This is a genomic window from Dapis brunnea BLCC-M229, assembly GCF_050015995.1.
Classification (GTDB): Bacteria; Cyanobacteriota; Cyanobacteriia; order Cyanobacteriales; family Microcoleaceae; genus Trichodesmium.
The window spans coordinates 1-15,062 of the sequence record NZ_JBNHEP010000027.1 but is presented as its reverse complement, the minus strand read 5'-3'; the positions used below and the strand labels follow the sequence as shown (position 1 = coordinate 15,062).

12 protein-coding genes, 1 other RNA gene and 1 pseudogene are annotated in these 15,062 nt (G+C 37.9%); 4 read left to right on the top strand and 10 right to left on the bottom strand.

Going from position 1 to position 15,062, the window contains the following annotated elements; genetic code table 11:
- Both ACP6PM_RS02660 and ACP6PM_RS02655 read left to right on the top strand, forming a co-directional pair.
- Positions 1–396, top strand: a pseudogene (locus ACP6PM_RS02660) (hypothetical protein); the annotation flags it as partial.
- Between the two features lie 265 nt (positions 397–661).
- Positions 662–1,141, top strand: coding sequence for a hypothetical protein (locus ACP6PM_RS02655; protein ID WP_426581592.1), 480 nt, complete (start codon positions 662–664; stop codon positions 1,139–1,141).
- 390 nt (positions 1,142–1,531) lie between these two features.
- Here the strand turns inward: ACP6PM_RS02655 and ACP6PM_RS02650 are convergent, their stop codons facing one another.
- Positions 1,532–2,614 (bottom strand): RNA-guided endonuclease InsQ/TnpB family protein, encoded by a 1,083-nt coding sequence (locus ACP6PM_RS02650; protein ID WP_426581594.1) that lies wholly within the window; start codon positions 2,612–2,614, stop codon positions 1,532–1,534.
- Positions 2,615–3,177: 563 nt separating this feature from the next.
- Here ACP6PM_RS02650 and ACP6PM_RS02645 point away from each other — a divergent pair.
- Positions 3,178–4,338 (top strand): radical SAM protein, encoded by a 1,161-nt coding sequence (locus ACP6PM_RS02645; protein ID WP_426581590.1) that lies wholly within the window; start codon positions 3,178–3,180, stop codon positions 4,336–4,338.
- Between the two features lie 476 nt (positions 4,339–4,814).
- Here ACP6PM_RS02645 and petC read toward each other — a convergent pair whose 3' ends face one another.
- The 6 genes from petC to ACP6PM_RS02615 form a co-directional block, all read right to left on the bottom strand.
- Entirely contained in the window at positions 4,815–5,348 is a 534-nt protein-coding gene (gene petC / locus ACP6PM_RS02640) for a cytochrome b6-f complex iron-sulfur subunit (RefSeq protein WP_426581588.1), read from the bottom strand.
- Between the two features lie 63 nt (positions 5,349–5,411).
- On the bottom strand, positions 5,412–5,609 hold the full coding sequence (locus ACP6PM_RS02635) for a YgaP family membrane protein (protein ID WP_426581586.1): 198 nt from the start codon (positions 5,607–5,609) through the stop codon (positions 5,412–5,414).
- A gap of 325 nt (positions 5,610–5,934) precedes the next feature.
- Positions 5,935–6,618: a Crp/Fnr family transcriptional regulator gene (locus ACP6PM_RS02630; protein ID WP_426581584.1), complete on the bottom strand. Its 684-nt coding sequence runs from the start codon at positions 6,616–6,618 to the stop codon at positions 5,935–5,937.
- A gap of 144 nt (positions 6,619–6,762) precedes the next feature.
- Positions 6,763–7,566: an EamA family transporter gene (locus ACP6PM_RS02625; RefSeq protein ID WP_426581582.1), complete on the bottom strand. Its 804-nt coding sequence runs from the start codon at positions 7,564–7,566 to the stop codon at positions 6,763–6,765.
- A 419-nt stretch (positions 7,567–7,985) separates the two neighbouring features.
- Positions 7,986–8,126: a hypothetical protein gene (locus tag ACP6PM_RS02620; protein WP_426581580.1), complete on the bottom strand. Its 141-nt coding sequence runs from the start codon at positions 8,124–8,126 to the stop codon at positions 7,986–7,988.
- A gap of 324 nt (positions 8,127–8,450) precedes the next feature.
- Entirely contained in the window at positions 8,451–8,630 is a 180-nt protein-coding gene (locus ACP6PM_RS02615; protein WP_426581578.1) for a hypothetical protein, read from the bottom strand.
- A gap of 319 nt (positions 8,631–8,949) precedes the next feature.
- Here ACP6PM_RS02615 and ACP6PM_RS02610 point away from each other — a divergent pair, with 319 nt between their 5' ends.
- On the top strand, positions 8,950–9,195 hold the full coding sequence (locus ACP6PM_RS02610) for a hypothetical protein (RefSeq protein WP_426581576.1): 246 nt from the start codon (positions 8,950–8,952) through the stop codon (positions 9,193–9,195).
- 182 nt (positions 9,196–9,377) lie between these two features.
- Here ACP6PM_RS02610 and bchD read toward each other — a convergent pair whose 3' ends face one another.
- The 3 genes from bchD to ssrA all read right to left on the bottom strand — a co-directional run bounded on the left by bchD (position 9,378) and on the right by ssrA (position 14,813).
- Positions 9,378–11,399, bottom strand: coding sequence for a magnesium chelatase ATPase subunit D (bchD, locus tag ACP6PM_RS02605; protein ID WP_426581574.1), 2,022 nt, complete (start codon positions 11,397–11,399; stop codon positions 9,378–9,380).
- A gap of 1,091 nt (positions 11,400–12,490) precedes the next feature.
- Positions 12,491–13,072 carry a PEP-CTERM sorting domain-containing protein gene (locus tag ACP6PM_RS02600; protein ID WP_426581572.1) on the bottom strand — a complete coding sequence of 194 codons (582 nt, stop codon included), beginning with the start codon at positions 13,070–13,072 and terminating at the stop codon, positions 12,491–12,493.
- 1,346 nt (positions 13,073–14,418) lie between these two features.
- Positions 14,419–14,813: a transfer-messenger RNA gene (gene ssrA / locus ACP6PM_RS02595) on the bottom strand.
- Between the last annotated feature and the right edge of the window lie 249 nt (positions 14,814–15,062).

Sequence of the window (15,062 nt, the reverse complement as noted above, 5' to 3'; positions counted from 1 at the left end):
GCTTTAGCTGATAAATTACCAGAATTATTACCAGAAGCTCTGGCTGCTGCTCGACTGATTGAGGATGAGTCTTATCGCGCCAAAGTTCTCAGTGCTTTAGCTGATAAATTGACACCAGAAATATTACCAGAAGCTCTGGCTGCTGCTCGACTGATTGAGGATGAGTCTTATCGCGCCAAAGTTCTCAGTGCTTTGGCTGATAAACTCTCACAAATACCAAAAACTCAACTTTACCCCCTCTGGCAAAATACCCTTCACACCTTATCCCTTCGCACTCGCCCCGGCTTACTCTCAGACATAAAAATATTAACTCCCGTCATTTTTTCTTTAGGAGGTCAAGAAGCAATCAAAAACACAGCCATTGCTATTCAAGATGTTTCTCGGTGGTGGCGGTGATTTCAGTTATCAGTTAAGGGAATAGGAAAAAATGGGAATTTTAGAACCCCTAAGCGCATCTTTTAAGGAGGTTGAGATTTGAAACCTCTAGATTCAGGCTTGGGCCATCTCAGTTAACTCCTACCCTAACCACTCATAGTTTTTCAGCAAACCCTCTTGTTGACAAAACCAATAATGAGTGTTTATATTTGTTTTTAGTTAACCTTTGTTATTTTTATAATACTCCACTTAATCTAACTATTGTCCAACAGTTGAGGAAAAAATCATGGGTACTAAAAAAGCATCTTTATTATTAGGTATCTCCCGTCAACGTTTATTAGTTTTACTTGCTCAAGGAAGAGTCAAAGGAGCCAAAAAAAATGGCAGAGTCTGGGAAATTCCAGTATCTTCGAGTGGTATGCCCGTAATAACTCCTGCTCGGCGCGGTCCGAAAGGTATCTGGCACAAGCAAGAAACCAGCGTACCTCAAATGATTCACGTTAATCAACACAACATTAAAGGCAATATAGGTAAGCCTCCAGAGGAATTGGAACCTGTAGTGTCACTCAAGCACGGCAAGCGCAACGATTATGGTTATGAATTATATATTTCAGGTCCTTGCTACATCGTCTATCAGCCTTACAAACCAGCACCTTGTGGCGCTCATCTGTGGATTAATACTCATTATCCAGTGCAATTTTTAGATACTCAATTTAATCTTAATCCAGCTACTGCAAGGCAACCCAGCAAACAACTTTACATATAGTCTGGTTTCAAAGACAGTCCGATCGCTACAAAAAAATATTTATTCGCTCAGAGCAGCTCAACTGACAATAACTTCAGTATGCTTTGTGCTGTTTGTTTGTTGGAAATCGTCAGAATTATTACCAGAAGCACTGGTTGCTGCTCAACAGATTCAGTCTGAGGAATATCGCCCCAAGTTCTCAGTGCTTTAGCTGATAAATTGACACAAATGCCAAAAACTCAACTTTAGCCCCTCTGGTAAAATACCCTTCAGACCCTATCGTTTCGCACTCGCCCGGATTTACTTTCAGACATAACAGCATTAACTGCTTCATAAAACCGACATAAAACGTCATAAAAAGTGACATTTTAATGTTTACTTCCTGCTTCCACTGAGGCCGTCGGCGGTTACTCATCCACAGGCATTAACGGTCAAGCCGACCGCATTCCTTAAATTTATACTGGCGTTTAAGTCTCTATCCATTGACAAGCCACATTCAGGGCAGTCATAAGTTCTCAGATTTAATGGCATATCTTGAATGTGACCACAGTTTGAACAAGTTTTTGATGATGGAAAAAACCTGTCAACTACTACTAACTCCGAACCATACCATTGGCACTTATATTCTAGCTGTCGCCTGAACTCATAAAATCCTTGGTCAGCTATTGATTTAGCTAGCTTATGGTTTGCTAACATTCCCCTGACATTCAAATCTTCAATAACAACTTGGCCGTGGTTTTTGGCTAAATATATTGTCAATTTATGAAGTGCATCTTTACGGATGTTTGCTACTTTTCTATGCAACCTAGCTATCTTCATTTGTGCTGCTTTCCAGTTAGCAGAACCTATCTCTTTCTTGCGATTTAGGTATTGCATTCTAGACAGCTTGGCTTCAAATTTCTGATACGATTTTACACTTTCAAATACTTTTCCATCACTCAAAGTAGCTAATGTTTTTACTCCCAAATCTACACCAACTACATCAGTTTTTTTGGGCGTGGTTGTGGGATTCCATTCATAGCTACAACTGAGATACCAATCACCCGCTTGCCTACTAATAGTTATTTTTTTAGTCGTTGCCTCAATCGGTTCATAAGTTTTAACAATACCGATCAAAGGTAACTTGTGAGACCAACCATTAAGTTCTATTGGTTTTCCACAATTATCTATTGTGAATGAATCCGACCTACCTTTTTTCTTAAACCTTGGGTATTTTCCTAACCCTTTAAAGAATCTTTTGAAGGCTTCACCTAAGTTTAGGAAAGCGTATTGGTAAACTCTAGACGACAAATTTTTCATCCAGGGATATAAAGCCTTTGTGTGATTGGTAAAAACTTCTCTGAGCTTACGGGCATTTGGCTTGTAACCAGCCTTGTAAGCAGCATTCCACAAGCTTAAACCCCAGTTATAGCACCATCTGCTATAACCTGCGTGTTGAGCCAAGAGTGTTTTTTGCTTATTGTTTAATTTAAGTTTGGTTCTAATAGACTTCAATTTATGGGTAGACACTGCTTATTTAATCGTATGCTTTGTAACTTATTATATCGTTATTCTTTGATTAAGTCAATGCTCCCGTCATCTTTTCTTTAAATCAAAAACACAGCCATTGCTATTCAAGACGTTTCCCAGTGGTGGCGGTGAGTGAAGTCAGAAGTTTGAAGCTCGTAGTTGGGCTTTAGCTCTAAGATAAATGGGTGGTGGTGCATTGTAATGGTAGTGCATTGTAATTATTGTTGTTAAGAGATACAGCATCTTGCTCCCGTACTATCCTATGTACCATTACTATGCAGAACTACCGATAAACGTTTCTCGGGCTAAAGCCCTACTACAAACATGGAAGTCAGAATTTTAAAGAGTTTGGTTGAACGGTTATCATATATAATTCGGTTGAAAAGTCGTCATTGCGACGAGAGGAAGAAATCTGGCGCCACCCCTGAGATTGCTTCCTTCCACTTCCTTCCAGTCGCAATGACCTACAATAACTAATTATCAAGATTTGATATAAGATAAATATTTCCGGGGCTGAAGCCCTACTACAAACAAAGACGAATAAAATTATGAAAACAAACACCCACAAAGCACCAGATAACAAAAGTACAAAAATTACTGCCCAAACCAAAAATCGCGGAATGTCAACCACAACTAGCATCCTAGATACCCTACAGCTAGTTTTTCAAGCTGGAGGTCCAGGATTTTGTCAATTTGCCATTAACAATGCTTGTAATGCTAACTGCGGTTTCTGCAACTTTGCACGAGACACCTTTCCCAAAGAGCAAACAAAATTCGTTGAACTGGATGAGGGTATAGATTCAATTAATATTCTGTTTCGTGAAGGTATTAGATATATGGTTTTCACTGGTGGGGAACCAACTCTTAATCCCAACCTGGTGTCATTTGTTGACCATGCAGCAGGATTAGGAATAAAACCCATGGTAGTGACAAACGGTGGGTTATTAACGCCGAACAAAATTCACGAATTAGCTGAAGCAGGTTTATCTAGTCTAATTATTTCAGTTGATGCTGCCACTCAAGAAATTCACGAAAAAAATCGTGGGTTGCCTGGTGTATGCAATAGAATTAAAGAAGCTAATCAAGTGCTAAAAGATATTGGAATGTATTCGACTGCTTCTGTCACAATGAGTCATTTAGTTGATTATGATGCACTGCCAGATTTTTTGACATCTCTGGGATTTGAATCAGTAGTTTTTTCTTATCCATTAACAAGTCTTGATTCTAATTTTCTAGGATATTCTGATGCAGGTTTAGTCACTCATACTAATGAAAGTCTCTGGCAAGCTTACGAAAAAGTCAAGCAATTAAAAAAGAAATTTCGTGTAGTTAACCCTACTCTTTCTCTAGAAGAAATGCAGAGATTTGTCAACAATGAGGAGCAACTTTACCCTTGTTTAGCAGGTTATCGTTTCTTTTTTCTTGACTGGGATTTAAACTTATGGCGCTGTCATTTTTGGCACGAACCAATGTGTTCTATTTATGAATTTGATAGCTCCAAATTAGTTAGAGATAATTGTACAAAATGTATGATTAATTGTTATCGAGATTCGAGTTTAATGCAGAATATTGCAGTATCGATGCAGGATGCTTATCAGTCAATTAAGAAAGGAAATTTATTAGATACAGCAAAAGCTTTAACTAGAAAAAGTAATGTTGATTCTTTGCGGGCGGTGATGGAAGAATTACCTTGGATAATGCGGTTTTAATAATGGATAATGGATAATTGATAATTGATAATTAGGGTTTGCGCTCAAAAGTCTTGTGGGTGAGGGTAGGAGTCAGGAGACAGGAGACAGGAGACAGGAGGAGTAAGGAATGAGCGAGGAGGCAGGAGTCAGAATTATCCCTTGATTTTTCTAGCTCGCCTCAACCCAAAATCCTAACTTTTTGAGCTTTAAGGAGCAAAAACCTTGTACTTTTTCCAGACCTAAAACGGCTAAAACCTTTACCTGTCAATGCTTTAAAATTTAATCAGCAAGCCCTAATTAACCCTGGTTAAAACCGAGAGGATTAAACCAGGGTTAATTAGGGTGCGTTACGCTTCGCTAACGCACCGAAAAATTTGGGATAGGCGGTGCGTTACATTTCATTTTCATGTCACGCAGTGTTAGCGGAGCTTTGCGTCAGCAAAACGCACCCTACTCGACTTGAATGATGGATTTGTGAACCGTAGGAATCACGCTTAGATCCACCAAGGTTTTTCTCCTGTACGGGGGTCATTTGTTGTCCAAGGAGAAATCCAGATCATATCTTCTTGCACTTTGACTTGTACTAGCTTCAGAGGAAGAGGGGCAGGGCCTCTCAAAACAGAACCATCAGCAGCATAACGAGAACCATGACAGGGACATTGAAATTCATTGTCATTGGGATTCCAAGGAAAAGTACAACCGAGATGAGTACAATTATCGACAATTCCGATGGTGTATAAATTACCGTCTTCTGCGATCGCCAGATAGGTTGGCTCTCCAGCAATTCCTGCTACTAAAGCACGAGTGCCTTTTGGTTGTGCTAAAATCTGACTGGCAGGAATAGGATTTCCCAAGCGATCTTTGGCAATAATTGAAGCATCCTCGTTACCTTCTGCTGGGGTGACAAAGAATTTTGCTGCAGGATAAAGTGCGGCACTGGCTGTAGTTGCTACAACTGCACCAGTGAGAAAGTTAAGTAATTGTCGGCGAGACATTGAAGGGTATTCTAGAGGGAGACTTTCTTCCATAGTGATTTTTACCTGGTGTTTAAGTTAGATAGGGGTTATTCTGAGCGCAGCTTAGGATTAGCTTTAGAGGTAGGTGCTAATTCCCAGCAAGTTGTAAAGTGGGCAATTGCCAAGCAAGCCAGTCATAAGAGGAACAATTGAGATAATCGCTAGTCCAATTCCTAGTGCCGAACCTTGGTAAACTCCTAAACTAAGGTAAAGTAACCCACCTGCTATTACGATCCGAATCACCCGCTCTATTACGCCTATATTATTCTTCATAAAGACCTCCTAACAATTAGTTATCTATGAAAAACAATAGCCAATTTACCTCTATTTGTTCTGTGATAAAGTCACATAATACATTTTCTAATTAGGGTTTGCTGAAAAAGTCTTATGGGTGAGGGGAGGAGACAGGAGACAGGAGACAGGAGACAGGAGAAATCGGAAATTTAGAGGAGTTAGTCGAATATTTTATCCCTCAATTTTTCTCCTCAAAACCCTAACTTTCTGGTTGCTCAAGCTGAAAAAGCCCGACTTTTTTGAGCGAAAAAAAGCCTAAAACCAAAATCAGTCAATGCTTTTAGATTTAATCAGCCAGCCCTAATTAATATTTTCCTAACTGAGCAATCTTCTCAAGTTTTTCCCAGTTATGTAGTTCAATCTTTCCTCTTGAAAGAGATAATAATCCTTGTTGTTCAAAAGTTTTGAGAATTCGACTAACCACCTCTCTAGAGCTACCTAATTCTTGAGCGATCGCTTCATGGGTTATCCGTACAGTTTTGATCTTACTATTGACATTATTTAAAAGATATGATGCAATTCGACAATCCATACGACGAAAAGCAACCTCTTCAATTATTTCAATTACATTGGCTAACCTTTGGGAAAGTAGTCCGAAGATATATTCTTGCCAAATAGTATTGTGGGTTACCCATTTTTTGAGGCTATTTGCAGAAATAATCAAAGCCTCTACTTTAGTCTCAGCAATGGCAAATGCCGGAAATACTTTTTGACTGATGATGCAAGAAGCCGTCATGATACAACTCTCACCTTTTTCTAGATGATAAAGAGTAATTTCTCTGCCACTTTCTCCTATTTTGTAAACACGTACAGTTCCAGAAATTACGAGTGGTAAATGATGACAAATATCTCCCTCTAAACAGACAAATTGACCAGGCGACAAGCTGATGTGTTGACCTTCGGTAAGAAAATCTGTTTTGGCTTTAGGATCTAGGTTTTCCCAAAAAGGAAATATAGAAGGAATGGTATTAGGGATTGCTTTATTCATCAGTATTAAATTTCCCCTATTTATCTATTTATAGTTTGCATTAAATAATAGTTTAAGTCATTCATCAAATCTCTTTCTCTATCTATACTTTCAGTTTGCTTGTCACTCCTTGGGCTGGATTTTAGATAATTTATTCTTTCTTCCTTATCTATTAACTATCAAACCAATAACAATAAAAATAATGCCGATAAATCTACCCAGAGAAACTTTTTCTTTTAACCAAAACTTCGCACCTAAAATACTACAAACATAAGTTAATGCTGTTGCTGGACGGACAAAACTAACATCTGCCCAACTTAACACCGAAATGAATGATAAAAAAGCAATTGTTTGACAAAAAACTCCCACAATAATTAACGGATGTTTGACAATTTCACCTATTTGTTGAATTAGATTTTTGATGGATTTTAATTTAACTTCTCCGATTTGTTTCATACCTCTAGCAAGACATAAATCTCCAGTTGAATCAGCCAAAGCAATAATAGCGATAGCCAACCAAGTTTTAGACTGATAAAAGCTCAAAGATAATCCCACTAAAGCAAGGTTAAAATTATGATTTTTTCTATCTTCATACAGACTTTTACTTAAACCAACAATTAATACACCAATAGTTATAGTCGAAGTTCCAATAAGCCGCATACTTGAAATTGTTTCATCTAAAATCAACCAAGCAAATAAGGCATTTAACAAGTAACTCAAAGAGTGCATCGAAAGTACATAACTCAGGTCAAGTTTAGAAATAATAGTTAGGTATAAACCTAGAGAAAGCATGAGAAAAATTACTCCCAACCAAATCCAAAAATTGGTTAGTAAGTAAATTATTAATGGTATCCAACTTTCCGAGTTAACTAGATTAACTTCCCCAAATTGTTTCATACCTTTACTTAACCAAATATCACCTAAAACCTGGGTAATATTTAGTAAAGATATTAAGATAAATTTTGTCATGTTAACGGGCTATTCTGTGGAGTACCTAGTATATAACCCATTTACTCTATTTTCAACATCTCCTGATACAATTCAAATAACGGAATTTGACTAATACCATAAAACTGTGGATATCCTGTTTCAATTACTATCCATTCACCATTTTCTAACTGCCCAATATCTACCGATATATAAGGAACATTCAGAGATTTAGCAGCAGCGATCGCTAATTCTAAAACTTGTTTTTCTTCAGTAGCAGAAAGTTTTTTTTATGGGTCGTTACCTTCCCAATAATAACCCCAACCTAAAACTTTTTCGCGGTAAATAATATCAAATCCGCTAGTATTGGTGTAATTAGATAAAGAGTTTGGGGAGATGGGGAGGTGGGGAGGTGGGGAGAGCTAGAAAGATTTGGTAATAGCTGAAGATAGAACATTTTTTTATACCGATGCTACCGGATTTGATATAAATACCCGATATTCTCGCGCTAAGGTAAAACCATTTTCGGCATAACGACTATGGCGTAATTTCACTAATTTCCTAACAACAATTCTGCCTCGCACTCCAGTTTTTTGATTCAATAATTCTTGAGTTAGTGTTTCTAATTCTTCTAAATTTTCTGCAATACAAGCTTTCCATCCTTTTGTTTTTTTTGACTGTACAATTCCTTTGACAAAAACTGAAAATTTTAGTTGTTCGGCTGTTGTTTGACATTCTGACTGATGGGTAATAATGATGCTTTCTGGAGTTAAACCTAATAACTTAGGATAAGCACGGTCAAATTCTTGAACTGTTAGATATTGTGCTGGAGTATTTAATAGTTTAATTCCTTTATTAAGAGCTGCATCATAAATAGCTTCATAACGTTCTGGGGAGGGAATATATCCTATCCAAAAACCTAATGTTTATTGTGGTTGTCTGGGAATATGAGCAAGTGCATTTTCGGCAGTTTCACAAATGCTAAAATCTGACTGGATGTAATAAACTTTGAATCCCATTAATTTTGCTGTTTCTGTAGCAATTTTAATGTCATTAGCACTGATAGAATAATTATTTTTTGTTGAATCTTCACTAAGTACAATCATGTTTAAGAGGAGAGGAGTTAAGTCGTTAAGTATGAAAATTCGGAGCTATTTCAGCAACTATAACAGTTTTAGATCCCCCCCCGTCCCCAGAGCCTTCAAAGTCCCCCTTTTTAAGGGGGATTTAGGGGGATCGTAAATATACCTCATAACTATGGGAATTGATATAGTTATCAGTTATTAGTTATACCAAATCCGATTATCAAAAGGTATTTTTTCAAATTCATTTCTAACCCTTTTGCCTTCTGCTTCCTGGCTTATGCCTTAAAATATGTCATAATTATTTCCAGATTAATATTTGAACAAAAAATAAATTATACCTATGTATCAACTAACTATTAATATACCAGAACAAAGAGCCTTAGCATTAAAATTAACCCCTGAAGAACTTAGTCAAGAAATGAAACTAATCACAACTACAGAACAACAAACTATAGATCCTATAACCACGATTCAAAAGTTTGGTAGTGATTTATTAGAAACTGTTGGGATTAGTTTTTTAATTATGTTTTTGATACCTGTAATACCTTTACTATCATATTTTATTTGGAAGAAGTTTTCAAGATAGATGAGGTTTTACCAAATCCAAAAATTGGTTAGTAAGTAAATTCAAGACTTACGCAAACTCTTAGACAATAAGCTATCTGTAAAGAGCAAATGCCATTTACTCCTACTATATATGATAGTTCTGCGTAAGTCCTGTAAATTATCATCTGCTGATAACTGATAACTTTTAACTGATAACTGAAATTACCCAATAGCATCCTTCAACACATTCTGAGTCATAGCAGCGATCGCCTGATCTGTCGCCTTCGGTAAATGATAATACTTACCCCCCGACTGCTTCGCCAACTCTTTCGCAAACCCAGTCGAAACAAATTTATTCTCCGTATCTATCATCAACAACTGAATTCCCAAACCCCGAATTTTACCAGCTATTTCCAACAACTCCTCCTTAATATTCGGCTTCTCATCATCCAACATCGGTTCACCCAAAGAACGCGCTAACGGAATATTCCCACGTCCATCAGTAATAGCAACAATAACCACCTGCCCTACATCACCAGACTGCTTGGCATTCACACCAACTCTCACCGCCTGAGTCAAACCATGCGCCAAAGGCGAACCCCCACCACAAGGCATTTTTTCTAAACGTCGTCGCGCAGAAGTTATGGAACGAGTCGGCGGTAACAAAACCTCCGCCTGTTCCCCCCGAAACGGAATTAACGAAACTTGGTCACGACTCTGATACGCCTCCGTCAACAACTGCATTACCGCACCCTTTGCCGACTGCATTCTATTCAACGCCATCGAACCCGAAGCATCAACCACAAACACCACCAAAGCACCCGCTTTTCTCGCCAACCGTTTTGCCCGCATATCACCCTGTTCCACAATAACTTTGCGGTTTGGTTGACGTTCTCTTCTAGACTTCTGATAAGGAGCAGCAGCTCGCAAAGTCGCATCTACCGCAATACGTCGCACCTTACCTTTAGGCAACATAGGTTTCACATAACGCCCCCTGTCTTCAGAAAAAATCATACTCCTACTACCAGACTTACCTTGACGGTTTGCCGTTTGAGCAAACATCAGCACACTATCATCTAATACCACTCCCTCCGGATCGAACAAAAATTCTTCAGGAATACTTGCCTCCTCTTCCTCTGGAGGTTCGGGGTTTTCCTCGTCTTCTTCTTCCTCTTGTTCCTGTTCCGACTGATCCTCTGGAGGCGGTGGCGGTGGTGGGGGTGGCGGTTGTTGTTCCTCTTCTGGTGGAGTTTGCACAATTGTTGCTCGTGGCACAATAACTAACTCCACCGCTCGACGCAAGTCATCAGCATTAACAGTTGTTCGTCCGTCCAGTGCTGCCGATGCTCTAGCAACTCGCACCGCAAAAAGTTCTGCCCGATGTCCTTGTACTCCTCCACGAACTGCTTCTTCTACTAAATAGAGTATCTGTTCCTGGGTAATAACCACATCTTTTACCCATTCCCTCGCCAAAAGAATTTGAGTTTTTAGATTATCTACATCTTCTGTGTATCTTTCTAGAAAAGCTTGAGGAGAGCTAGCATAAGCTAAAGCTTGTTCCACTGCTTCCACCCGTTGCTCTAAACCTAAAACCATATCTGCTGAGAGAGCGATCGCTATCCTATCCAGCAAATGTTCTCTTAGTGGCCCTTCTTCTGGATTATAGGTAGCAATAAATAGAGGTCTACAAGGATGTTGAAAACTAATACCCTCCCGCTCTATCTGATTTTTCCCTTCTGTTAAAACCGTAAGTAATAGATTAGCAATATTATCATCAAGCAGATTAATTTCATCTACATATAATACCCCTCGGTGAGCAGAAGCTAATAATCCTGGTTGAAATACTGTTTCCCCCTGCTTTACAGATTTTTCTACATCTACCGAACCCAATAACCTATCTTCTGTTACTCCCAGGGGAACTTGAATAAAAGGTGCTGGTATAACTTCTGTAGATATTTCTTCTGCTGTGGCGTTGGAATACTCTTCTAAAAGTTCCTCATCCCATTCTTCAGGATAGTTGGGATTACAGTTGCTAATAGAACCTTTGACAATTTCAATAGGAGGTAAAAGGGAATGTATAGCTCTGGCCATTACAGATTTAGCAGTCCCTCGACGGCCAGCAATGGCGACTCCTCCTAATCCTGGATCGACGGCTGCTAACAATAAGGCCATTTTTATTGCTTCTTGTCCAACTACAGCGGCTAGAGGAAAGTTGATAATAGTGGGAGGGTTAACGACAGGCATAGTTTGAATAGTTTGACTCTTGCTTTTTAGGATATCAATTAATGGGACATATTTTTCCTGTCGGGGCGAGCGATCGTGAAACGATGCGGAGCATTATCGCTTCTGCCTACTGCTGAATGTCTTCTGCTATATCTAGAATTAAAAACCTCTATAGAAGCTATTTGGTATCTTTGCCCGGGATTAAATTTTTGAATTACGAGTCGAGAGTGGAAGAGAGGCAATACAGGAAAAAGATTGAAAAATACTCCCCTACTCCCCTACTTTTAAGATTAGAATCACAAGATTCATTCCCTTAGATAGCCATGTTAGCTAGTAATAACTTTTGCATTCTCTGAAGCTTTCACAAATATATATGCTTGTTTTTCCCATCATCAAATTTTCTTTTCCATCCATCCCTTCTGAATAGAAAACCACCAACATTTTCATTCTCTGAAGCTCCGGAAAAAAAATCGGCGGGTCAAAGGATTTTCCCTTGCATCCTCACAAAAATTCTGATATCATAAAAATTGTAGGGAGCTTATCGCCCATTTACATGATTTTTTATTCAACTCAATTTTCTTGCTAATAGACAATCAAATATTCATAAAATTTCCCCAGGAGAAATACCAGAAATATTTTGATCGGGTGTTGCTCCCAGAAAAAATATATATGCTGATTTTTCCCATCATCAAATTTTCTTTTCTATCCATCCCTTCTGAGTGGAAAACCACCAACATTTTCATTCTCTGAAGCTCCGGAAAAAAAATCGGCGGGTCAAAGGATTTTCCCTTGCATCCTCACAAAAATTCTGATATCATAAAAATTGTATGGTACTTATCGCCCATGCCCATGATTTTTTATTCAACTAAAAATAGTATGGTTTCGAGGGCGATAGAACTCCGTTCCACTTCGCGTTTCGCTGCGCAACATGAAAGGCGGAGCAAGTGCGGCAGCTATATCGCATAATGTTGTAGAAAGGAAAATAAGGGTAAAATATCCCAAATGAGTTCTATAAATAATGTTGAGGCTTCAGACAGACTTTTTCGGTGAAAAAAGGTGAGCAAGATACCCACCCTAATTATTATTGTTATGCACTTCTAGAAACCTGATAGTCAAATATTTTTTCTACTAATTGAACGATGGGATAATTTCTTTTTATTCAGCCAAAATCCAAAACCTACTAAACCTAAACCAATAACAATTCCTGGTTCGGAAACATTAGAAACTGATTCTTGTTTCTGATAACTCACATCACCATAACCTGAAAAATTGGGAGATGAACCACTCAAATCTGTGTAATCAAACTCATTCTCGATCAAGTCCCAAGACAAAGGATCGCCAGGATAATCCCAATCTAAACCTTGAAATACCCCATCTACAAATAAAACACCATCTGCGTCATTTTCAAAGTCTAATGTTTCTACTCCAAAGGTTTGCCCTAACCAATTGAACTCAAAATCCAATACTTCTTTAATGACTTCCCCAGGGCTAATTTCAAATTCTTCACCCTCAGAATCAAAAGTAAAATAGCCTGACCCAGTAGTACCATTGTGAGGTCCTGGTCCCTGAATATCTGGGACTAAAAAATCATAGCTCATTAATACTGCTTGAGCTGGGATACCGATAGTTAATGAACCTAAGCTAAGAGCTACTCCAGCACTAGCAACGACTAATTTTTGGTAGATATTTTTCATAATCTTATCCCCGTGTAACTACAGAATAGTATCGTTTTAGGATAACAAAAATTTTTCGTCATATTTACGGTTTGATACAGAATTTAATCACTTCTTTTGTTTGTCAAGGTAAGCGATCGCTTCAAATGCTAAATTTTCGATCTATCTTTAAATTTAAGCTACATATTATTATGATTAAAGTCTTGATTTTTTAGCTTTTGAATTAAATATAGTCAATTTTACAGAATTAATATTTTTTACTTATTCGTAATATTATTAATATCTATGTATAACTGTATGGTTAAACCCCTCGTGGGTGTTATACTACGTTTAGTAGATGCACCCTGATAGTTATAGTCCCTTAGCCAATTTTGGCCAAGGGACTTTTTTTATTTATATATTTATTTGTTATTTGTATATTTGGAGCTTAGTTTAATGAAACTTATATTTTTTATTCACCACATTATTTTTTCAAACAATTAACTACTAAAATAATTTTTTATTATATAAAATCTAATTTATTTTTATATAATTATATGGGGTTAAACCCCTTATGGGTGCTATACTACGTTTAGTAGATGCACCCTGATAGTTATAGCCCCTTAGCCAATTTTGGCCAAGGGACTTTTTTTATTTATATATTTGGAGCTTAGTTTAATGAAACTTATATTTTTTTTATTTACTATATTATTTTCCAAACAATTTACCGATGGGTTTTGCCCCTCACGGGTGCTATACTACGTTTAGTAGATGCACCCTGATAGTTATTTGTCCCTTCGTCAATGTTGGCTAAGGGGCTTTTATTTTTTAGACTTGCTATTAAATTAATTAATCTTGTATAAAATTATCGTTGCTATGCTGCGAAGGTTTTGGGTGTTAGGTGTTAGATAGTAGATTTTGATTAGCTTTATAGCGCTTTTCAGACAGGTGAACCCAAAGTCAAAACTAACTATCGTGGACGTTCCATGAAACGTCCCTACTGTAGTCTAATAATCATAAAAACTGCTGTAAACCGTACCTTCATAATTGGTTTGTCTAATACCAATAGGAAATCTAGAGAGCGATCGCTCTCTAGATTAAGAGGTCTGGAACTTAGAAATTACAAGTTTTTTCCAAGACTGACAAAAGAGAGATAAAAAGGTTGTATAGCAATCCGCGCATTGATTGTGATAATTTTTATCATAGTTAATTTGAACTGAAAACCTGGAAAATTCTGACTCGGTCTTCCTGACTCCTGTAGGGGCTTGCTGGCCAGCAAGTCCCTACCACCAAAATGTTACAACTTAAATTAGGACTGCTATAGGTCTTATCTAAAAAAAACCGCTCTCTGCTAAGAAAGCAGAAAACGGATTGGAAGTAGTTACAATTCATGGAGCATATGGGAGTCGAACCCATGTCCAAAATGGCTATTCACCCTTCACTCATTCACAGGTTTAGCTCTTTTTAACCCTCAGAGCTGGGACCATCCATTATCCCGGATGGCGGGATGCTCTGGTGAGGTCTTAACTAGCAGCAGACCAGAGGCTGTTTGCTAGTGCATCCGTTGGGGTTAAGTCTGCAATCCTTAACGGAGTCAAATCACAGACGCTCGAACCTATAAGAGGTGTTTTCGCAATTAAGCTACAGCTACTTGCTTACGAGCAAAAGGTACAATGTTGTTTGCACTTATTATTTTTTGAGCCCAGTATTTGCGAGAGAAGACTCACTCTCGACCTGCATCACAAAGCAGATTTCACCACCCTGTCGAAACCGTTAATGCCCCGTGTGGTTATTCTTATATAATACACAATTATTTCAACGATGACAAGTCAAATTAGAAGTCAGAAGTCAATCTAGAAGTCAAAAATTAGAAATTAGAAATTAGAAATTATATTTTTCCCTATTGACTGTTTAATAGACCTCTGGCAAAAATTTTAATTAAATCAATTCAAACTCTGAAATCAAAAATTTCATCCTCCTATTCCCTATTCCCTATTCCCTATTCCCTATTCCCTATTCCCTATTCCCTATT

What these genes read in the sequence shown, in the direction of transcription:
- ACP6PM_RS02655 (WP_426581592.1), top strand. Translation starts at nt 662, where the DNA reads ATGGGTACTAAAAAAGCATCTTTATTATTAGGTATCTCCCGTCAACGT.
- ACP6PM_RS02645 (WP_426581590.1), top strand. Translation starts at nt 3,178, where the DNA reads ATGAAAACAAACACCCACAAAGCACCAGATAACAAAAGTACAAAAATT.
- petC (WP_426581588.1), bottom strand. Translation starts at nt 5,348, where the DNA reads ATGGAAGAAAGTCTCCCTCTAGAATACCCTTCAATGTCTCGCCGACAA.
- ACP6PM_RS02635 (WP_426581586.1), bottom strand. Translation starts at nt 5,609, where the DNA reads ATGAAGAATAATATAGGCGTAATAGAGCGGGTGATTCGGATCGTAATA.
- ACP6PM_RS02630 (WP_426581584.1), bottom strand. Translation starts at nt 6,618, where the DNA reads ATGAATAAAGCAATCCCTAATACCATTCCTTCTATATTTCCTTTTTGG.
- ACP6PM_RS02625 (WP_426581582.1), bottom strand. Translation starts at nt 7,566, where the DNA reads ATGACAAAATTTATCTTAATATCTTTACTAAATATTACCCAGGTTTTA.
- ACP6PM_RS02615 (WP_426581578.1), bottom strand. Translation starts at nt 8,630, where the DNA reads ATGATTGTACTTAGTGAAGATTCAACAAAAAATAATTATTCTATCAGT.
- ACP6PM_RS02610 (WP_426581576.1), top strand. Translation starts at nt 8,950, where the DNA reads ATGTATCAACTAACTATTAATATACCAGAACAAAGAGCCTTAGCATTA.
- bchD (WP_426581574.1), bottom strand. Translation starts at nt 11,399, where the DNA reads ATGCCTGTCGTTAACCCTCCCACTATTATCAACTTTCCTCTAGCCGCT.
- ACP6PM_RS02600 (WP_426581572.1), bottom strand. Translation starts at nt 13,072, where the DNA reads ATGAAAAATATCTACCAAAAATTAGTCGTTGCTAGTGCTGGAGTAGCT.